Origin of the sequence: Floccifex sp., assembly GCF_051873555.1 — a bacterium.
Classification (GTDB): Bacteria; Bacillota_I; Bacilli_A; order Erysipelotrichales; family Erysipelotrichaceae; genus Floccifex.
Map to the genome: position 1 here is coordinate 1 of NZ_JBJEEY010000119.1, position 7,504 is coordinate 7,504.

General features: G+C 33.4%; 7 protein-coding genes. 6 read left to right on the top strand and 1 reads right to left on the bottom strand.

The genetic code is table 11. From position 1 onward, the window contains the following. From ACI32A_RS06950 to ACI32A_RS06965, 4 genes are all read left to right on the top strand, one after another. The coding region (locus ACI32A_RS06950; protein ID WP_439754314.1) for a PLP-dependent transferase at positions 1-768 on the top strand (768 nt) is incomplete at its 5' end. 11 nt (positions 769-779) lie between these two features. Next, a complete protein-coding gene (locus ACI32A_RS06955) occupies positions 780-1,760 on the top strand; it encodes a homoserine O-succinyltransferase (protein ID WP_439754315.1) in 981 nt (326 codons plus the stop codon). A gap of 86 nt (positions 1,761-1,846) precedes the next feature. Further along, complete coding sequence (locus ACI32A_RS06960) at positions 1,847-2,977, top strand: leucine-rich repeat protein (RefSeq protein WP_439754316.1); 1,131 nt, start codon at positions 1,847-1,849, stop codon at positions 2,975-2,977. A gap of 209 nt (positions 2,978-3,186) precedes the next feature. Beyond that, entirely contained in the window at positions 3,187-3,507 is a 321-nt protein-coding gene (locus ACI32A_RS06965) for a hypothetical protein (protein WP_439754317.1), read from the top strand. Positions 3,508-4,062: 555 nt separating this feature from the next. On the opposite strand, the gene ACI32A_RS06970 is transcribed toward ACI32A_RS06965, so the two are convergent. After that, entirely contained in the window at positions 4,063-5,187 is a 1,125-nt protein-coding gene (locus ACI32A_RS06970; protein WP_439754318.1) for an SIS domain-containing protein, read from the bottom strand. Between the two features lie 61 nt (positions 5,188-5,248). Between ACI32A_RS06970 and ACI32A_RS06975 the strand changes: the two genes are divergently transcribed. Next, positions 5,249-6,016, top strand: a complete 768-nt coding sequence (locus tag ACI32A_RS06975) for a Cof-type HAD-IIB family hydrolase (protein WP_439754319.1) — start codon at positions 5,249-5,251, stop codon at positions 6,014-6,016. A 95-nt stretch (positions 6,017-6,111) separates the two neighbouring features. Next, on the top strand, positions 6,112-7,422 hold the full coding sequence (locus ACI32A_RS06980; RefSeq protein ID WP_439754320.1) for a class II D-tagatose-bisphosphate aldolase, non-catalytic subunit: 1,311 nt from the start codon (positions 6,112-6,114) through the stop codon (positions 7,420-7,422). Positions 7,423-7,504 lie beyond the last annotated feature (82 nt).

Consider the following 7,504-nt stretch of genomic DNA (forward strand, 5'->3'; position numbering starts at 1 on the left):
CATGAACATGGAGTGCCATTAATTGTGGATAATACATTCGCAACACCAATTAATTGTCGTCCCATTGAATGGGGATGCGACATTGTAACGCATTCAACAACAAAATATATGGACGGACACGATGCGACTGTAGGTGGCTGTATTGTGGATGGAGGTCATTTTGACTGGATGCAGTATGCCGATAAATTCCCGGGATTGACAACACCAGATGATTCGTATCATGGTGTAACGTATGCTAAGAAGTTTGGTAAAGAAGGGGCTTTTATCACAAAGTGTACAGCGCAATTGATGCGTGATTTTGGTTCGATTCAGGCGCCTATGAATGCGTATTTATTGAATCTGGGATTGGAGTCTTTACATGTTCGTATGCCTAGACATTGTGAAAATGCGTTAAAAGTGGCACAGTATTTAGAAGAAAATGAAAAAGTTTCCTGGGTTAATTATCCGGGTCTTCCTTCCAATAAATATTACCAGAGAGCAAAGAAATATATGCCAAATGGAACGTGTGGAGTTGTGTCTTTTGGTATCAAGGGAGGTCGTAAAAAAGCTGAAGAATTTATGGCGCATTTAAAATTAGCTATGATTGCCACACACGTTGCGGATGCACATACTTGTGTTTTACACCCCGCTAGTTCAACACATCGTCAAATGAATGATGAAGAATTAATTGCTGGTGGAGTGGGACCGGATTTGGTTCGTTTATCTGTGGGTATTGAAGATATCCAGGATATTTTAGAGGATTTACAACAAGCTTTTGACAAGATTTAGAAAGGGATTGAATGCCAATTAATATACAAAATGGATTGCCGGCTAAGGCAATTCTGGAAGCTGAAAAAATATTTGCGATTGAAGATGATAGTGCTCGTAAACAAAGGGTTCGTCCGATTCAGCTGTTGATTTTAAATTTAATGCCAAAGAAAATTGAAACCGAGACACAGATTCTTCGTTTAATTAGTAAATCGCCGTTACAAGTTTCCATTGATTTTATGAAAATTGATTCACATGTCTCAAAAAATACAAGTGAAGAACATTTAGTTAAATTCTATAAAGACTATCATTTTTATTTGAATAATTACTATGATTGCATGATTATTACAGGAGCGCCAGTCGAACACTTGGATTTTGAAGACGTGGATTATTGGAATGCGTTATGTGAAATCATGGAGTGGTCAAAGAGTCATGTATATAGTACGATGCATATTTGCTGGGGAGCCCAGGCGGGTTTGTATTATCATTATGGAATTCAAAAACAAATGTTATCGGAAAAGATGTTTGGAATTTTTGAGCATCATTTAGAAGATGAATATGATTTTTTAACCAATGGATTTGATGAATATCATTATACACCGCATTCTCGTCATACTAAAATTGATGAAGAGGCTTTACAAAAGGAAAAGTGTTTAGTGGTTTTATCTAAAGGAGAAAAAACGGGAAGTAATATTATCGTAACCAAAGATTATCGTCAAATCTTTGTGACGGGTCATTTTGAATATGGCGTTGAAACACTGTCACAAGAATATTTCCGGGATCTAAAAGAAGGAAAACCCATTCATATTCCAGAAAATTATTTTTTAAACGATGATCCGAATCAGAAACCTATATTAAAATGGCGAAGCCATGCGAATTTATTGTATCGAAACTGGTTAAACTATGTTTATCAGTTAACACCATATCGCATTGAAAATATTCAGTTTGTCGATCCGATTGGAACCGGAAAAAAAGACGAACACGGGTATTCACAAGCCTTTATCAAGGAATGAACTCTCGAAAGAGAGTTTTTTTCTTGAAACAAGTAAAATATTTCAATATAATTTAAATGATTATTTAATTAAAAAAGGAGAAGCGAATGAAGAAGAAATTATTAAGCATATTCTGTGCGATATGTACAATATGCATGTTGGTACCCATGACAATATCTGCGGAAGTATATGAAAATTTTATATATTCAGTATCTGATAATCAAGTAACAATTACTGGATATACTGGAACGGCTACTGAAGTTCAAATTCCAGATACAATTGATGGAAAAACTGTTACAGCAATTGGAAATGCTGCTTTTATAAGTAAAAGTAATATTACAAGTGTTACAATTCCAAAAAGTGTTACAACGATTGGAAATGATGCTTTTAAAGAATGTAATAACATGCAAAATGTCACATTTGAAGCTGATTCACAGTTAACATCAATTGGTGCTAGTGCGTTTTACTGGTGTACTGCTCTTGAGTCTATTGATATTCCATATGGTGTTACTTCTATTAGTGAAAATACTTTTCATACTTGTCGTAATCTTAAAAGTGTAACAATTCCTGAAAGTGTAACATCGATTGGAGAAAGAGCTTTTTATGATTGTGATAGTCTTACAAGCATATATATTCCTTCTAATGTCGAATCAATTGGAACTTATGCTTTTGCAGGTTGTGAATATATTACAAATATTGAATTTGGAGAGAATTCAAGGCTAAAAACTATAGGAACTTCTGCTTTTCATGGATGTCCAATTACAAACATAGACATCCCTGATGGTGTGACATCGATTGGATATCAAGCTTTCTTCTTAACTAATCTTACAAGCATAGTTATTCCTTATAGTGTTACATCTATCGGTATGCATGCTTTTAGTAAATGTAAAGATCTTGATTGTATATTCCTGCCTGATAAAGATAATTTATCTATTGGTATGTATGCGATTCCAGCTGAAACAACACAAGTCAAATATAAATTAGATGAAAACAACGAAGTTATTATTTCTGAAATTACATTAGGAACAGGTAAGGATAAGATAGATATTCCAGATACAATTTGTGGATATGAAGTTTTTGAAGTTGCAAGTAGTGAATGGTCAAAAGTTGGTAATCATACTCATAAAGGTAGTCAGGCAACTTGTATAGAAAAATCAAAATGTCGTATTTGTGGACAAGAATATGGTGAATTAAAAATCATAATCTTAAACATTTTGATGCCAAAGAAGCAACAGTAGCAGAAGCAGGAAATATTGAATATTGGTATTGTATAGATTGTGAAAAGTGTTTCTCAGATGAAAATGGAACCAATGAAATTTCATTAGAAGATACTATTATTTCCAGACTAGCTCCAGAAATCATTGATGGAAAAGGACAAAGTGTTACACAAGGTACTAAGAAATCATTGTCTTTTACTTCCAATGCTTCAATTGATGATTTTAAGTATGTGAAACTAGATGGAGAAACATTAGATTCAAAGAATTATACAGTGAAAGAAGTAAGTATTATAGTTACTTTGAAATCGGATTTTGTTTCTACATTAAAGGTTGGAAAACATACAATTTCTATTGTTTCTGAAACTGGTGAAGCTTCTACTGAATTTGAAGTTGTAAAGAAAGAAGTAGTAAAAGATACTTCTAAAAAAGATAATTCCAATAAAACAAATACAGGAATCATTGGAAATGCTGGTCTATGGATTTCTATGATGGCTTCTAGTTTAGATGCATTGTTAATTGGATTGGTTTTAAAAAGAAAAAATCATAAATAATTGATTGAATCAGCATATTTTGATTCATGCTGATTCAATCATGTCTTGCAGATTTACATAAAAATATTTTACTTTTATAAAGTGATTTGGTAAATTTCCATTGTAAATGGCACCAGGTGCGGAAGAAAGCTCGTGATTATTCATGGGCTTTTTCTATGCTTAAGGATTTGATTATATATTTCTGAAATTAGATTAGAAAATATGGACGAAGAAGACAAAAAATATCCGTTTGGTGGAATTGAAATTAATGCAGTAGAGGGAATCAAAGGTAGTGCAGAACAGTAATACCGAACAACGGGATCGAGTTTGTAAATTATGAATATTTGGAAAAATCAATTTATGAAAACCAGACCGATGTCATGTATATTGTACACATATATATGCCAGCTATGAAAGTCACATGTAGAAAATAATCATATACTTCTTAGATGGCTCATCAAAAAAGGAATAGATCTTACAAAGATTGAGAAGCTACTACTGAATTTGAACTTGTAAAGAAAAAAGTGTAAATAATAAATAAAAGCTGTTACAGATTCACTTGTAACAGCTTTGTTTTTACTCAATAAAGTCTTTGATGCCTGGCATAATGTTTTGAATGGATGCGGTTTTAGAGGCTGCGTAGTCTTTAAAATGAGCATACATTGGATGGTTATCCCAGGAATTTAAATCTGTTGTTGTTAAGTAAGCAATGGTTTGTACCACTGGTAAGACATATAAAGGAAGAAGGGCTGGTTCTTTGATATCAAATGGAAGACGAATCGCATGGTCTTCTTTGACAATGTCCTGATTGGAAACCATGAATACGTGATCGGTTACGCTTTGTGTAGCTTGATAGATTTGTCCCATTCTTTGAGAACCTAGTTCCATATCATCAAACATAAACACTGTATAATTTGGTGTTAATTGATAATTAGGTCCATGGATATATTCTTCGGCTTCATACGCAAAGCTTGGAACTTTAATGGTTTCTCCAAACTTTAAAGCCCCTTCTGTGGCAATGCCATATCCTTGGGCAAACCCAATAAAATAAACCACTTGCATAGAAGTGAAAACTTTTTTATTTGTTTCATATAATTGCATTGCTTGTTTTTGTACATGAATATGACGAGAAGGAATGTCTTGTAGTTCCTGATATAATGTTTCGTATTTATTTTGTGATAATATTCCTTTTCTGTAAGCAGCTTCTATCGCAAATAAATCCAAAAATAAACAAAGTGTACTCACTCCTTTTGTGACAAAACCAACCGATTCAATACCGACTTGCCAGTCAATGGTAACATCGGCAATTTTGGCTATATCACAGTCTTGATTGCCTGTTAAAGCAATAGAAAAAATATTCATTTCTTTTAATTTCTGGATAGCTTCAATGGAATTTGTAGAACAACCTGATTGACTGATGACTAAGACAAAATCATCGTTTTTGATTTTGTTTTCGGAATATAAAAAAGTAGATGGGTTTACAATTTTTACATCGCAATTTAAAGTCTTCATCATAAAAGGTTTGGCGCACTGACTTCCATTGCTGCTGGAACCACACGCAATAATCCAAATCGTTCGATAGTCTTTTTGTGTATACAAATCGACGAGTTGTTTTGTGATATCCTTTGCGTTTTCAATATTTTGTTTCATTTGATGACTGGATTCAAGTATATATGTCATCATTGTGGGTGTATTTGTCATAATTTTTCTCCTTTTCTTAAGTATAATTGAAAAAAGACAAAAATTGTAGTGTAATAGAGCTATGAAAGTTATATTTTTTGATTTAGATGGAACCATTTTATCCCATCAAACAAATTCCATTCCTGAAAGTACATTACTGGCTTTGGAAACATTAAAAACAAAAGGAATATTGCGTGTATTATGTACCGGGCGTCATCGAAAGGAGCTGGAAGAATTACATGTTTCACATTTGGATTTTGATGCCTGGATTTTATTAAATGGACAATTGATATTAAATAAAGATTTTTCTATTCTCTGGGAAAATCCCATTGAAGGAAATAAAAAAGAAATATTATTGTCTTTATTTAAAAATAAAAAATATCCCATTCAATTATTAGAAAAAGACGACTTCTATATTAATTATGTCAATGACGATGTACGCTATGCACAAGCATCTATTCATACATCGATTCCTGATATATCCGAATATAGAGGAAATGTCATTTATCAGGGAATTTTATTTGTGGATCAACAAAAAGAAGAACAAGTTAAAGAAGAATTTGATGAAGATGTATTGATCACAAGATGGAATGACTATGCCATTGATGTCGTGTCTTCTCAAGGTGGAAAAGGAAATGCGATTCAGGTGTTTTTAAAACATTTTGATATAGAAAAAGAAGAATCCATGGCTTTTGGCGATGGACTAAATGACTGTAGTATGTTTGAACAAGTTGGTACAGGCATTGCGATGGGTAATAGTCACCCGGATTTAAAGAAACAAGCGCAATTTGTGACAAAAGACATTGATGACGATGGAATTATGTTTGGTTTGTTGCGGTATGGACTATAGGTTTACCCTTTTTAATTTGATTTTTGTATAAAATGGTAACCCCGTTTTTTTCGATTTTTATTGAGAATATAATCCTCCTTGAGGAGGATATTTTTATGCAAAATCCATTAAAACAAATCGTTAAAGCACAAAAAGAAGGAAAAGCAGTCGGAATTTATTCTTGTTGCTCAGCCAATGAATATGTAATTCGTGCTGCCTTATTAAGAGGAAAACAAGACAATTCTTGTGTATTGATTGAAAGTACAGCCAATCAATGTGACCAATATGGTGGATATACAGGAATGAAACCAGCTGATTTTAAAGCCTTTGTGGAATCCATTGCCAAAGAAATTGGATTCGATACAAATAAATTATTTTTAGGAGGCGATCACTTAGGTCCTTTGACATTTACTTCTTTAAACGAAGACCAAGCCATGAAAGAAGCCGATGAATTGATTCGCTGCTACGTTAGTGCCGGTTTTACAAAAATCCATATTGATACAAGTATGCGAGTAGCTGATGACGATGTCAATGCTCGTTTAAGCGATGAAACCATTGCCCGTCGTGGAGCTCGTTTAGCAAAAGTAGCCGAAGAAGCTTATGCTAAATTATTAGAAACCAATCCAGATGCGATTGAACCTGTTTATATTGTAGGAAGTGAAGTTCCTATTCCAGGTGGAGCACAAGGTGCAGTGGATGAAGGTGTACAAGTCACAAAACCAGAAGACTTCAAAGCTACATTAGCTACTTTTGAAAAAGCTTTTAAAGATAATGGATTGGATCATGCATGGAGCAATGTCATTGGTATTGTTGTACAACCTGGTGTAGAAGAAAAAGACAGTGGATGTACAGAATACGATCGCGAAAAAGCAGTGGATTTATGTGCAGCGATTAAAGACTTTGACAACATTGTATTTGAAGGCCATTCAACTGACTACCAGACAAAAATTAAATTAAGAGAAATGGTAGAAGATGGAATTGCGATTTTAAAAGTAGGTCCTGGATTTACTTTCATGATGCGTCAGGCTCTGTTTGCCTTAGCCGATATTGAAAATGAATTATTAAAAGACAAAGCTTCTCATTTCAAAGATGTATTGGATGCAGCTATGTTGAAAGATACAAAATACTGGTCCAAACATTATATTGGAACGGAAGAAGAAGTGGCTTTAAAACGTAAATATTCATTCTCCGATCGTTGTCGTTATTATATGCCAGTTCCTGAAGTAAAACAGGCAATGCAGACAATGATTCAGAATCTTCGTACAAATGGCATTCCTCTAAATTTATTGACACAATATATGCCAATTCAATATACTAGAGTCAGAGAAGGATTATTAGAAAATGATCCAGAGGCTTTAATTGTGGATCGTATTTGTGATTCCATTGATGAATATTTATACGCAACACATCAAAGTGAATTATTCTAATAAGGCTGATTTCAGCCTTATTTTTTTTGGAGCTAACTATATAAAATTCAAGTATTTTTTATGAAAAAGTTTGAAAATATAA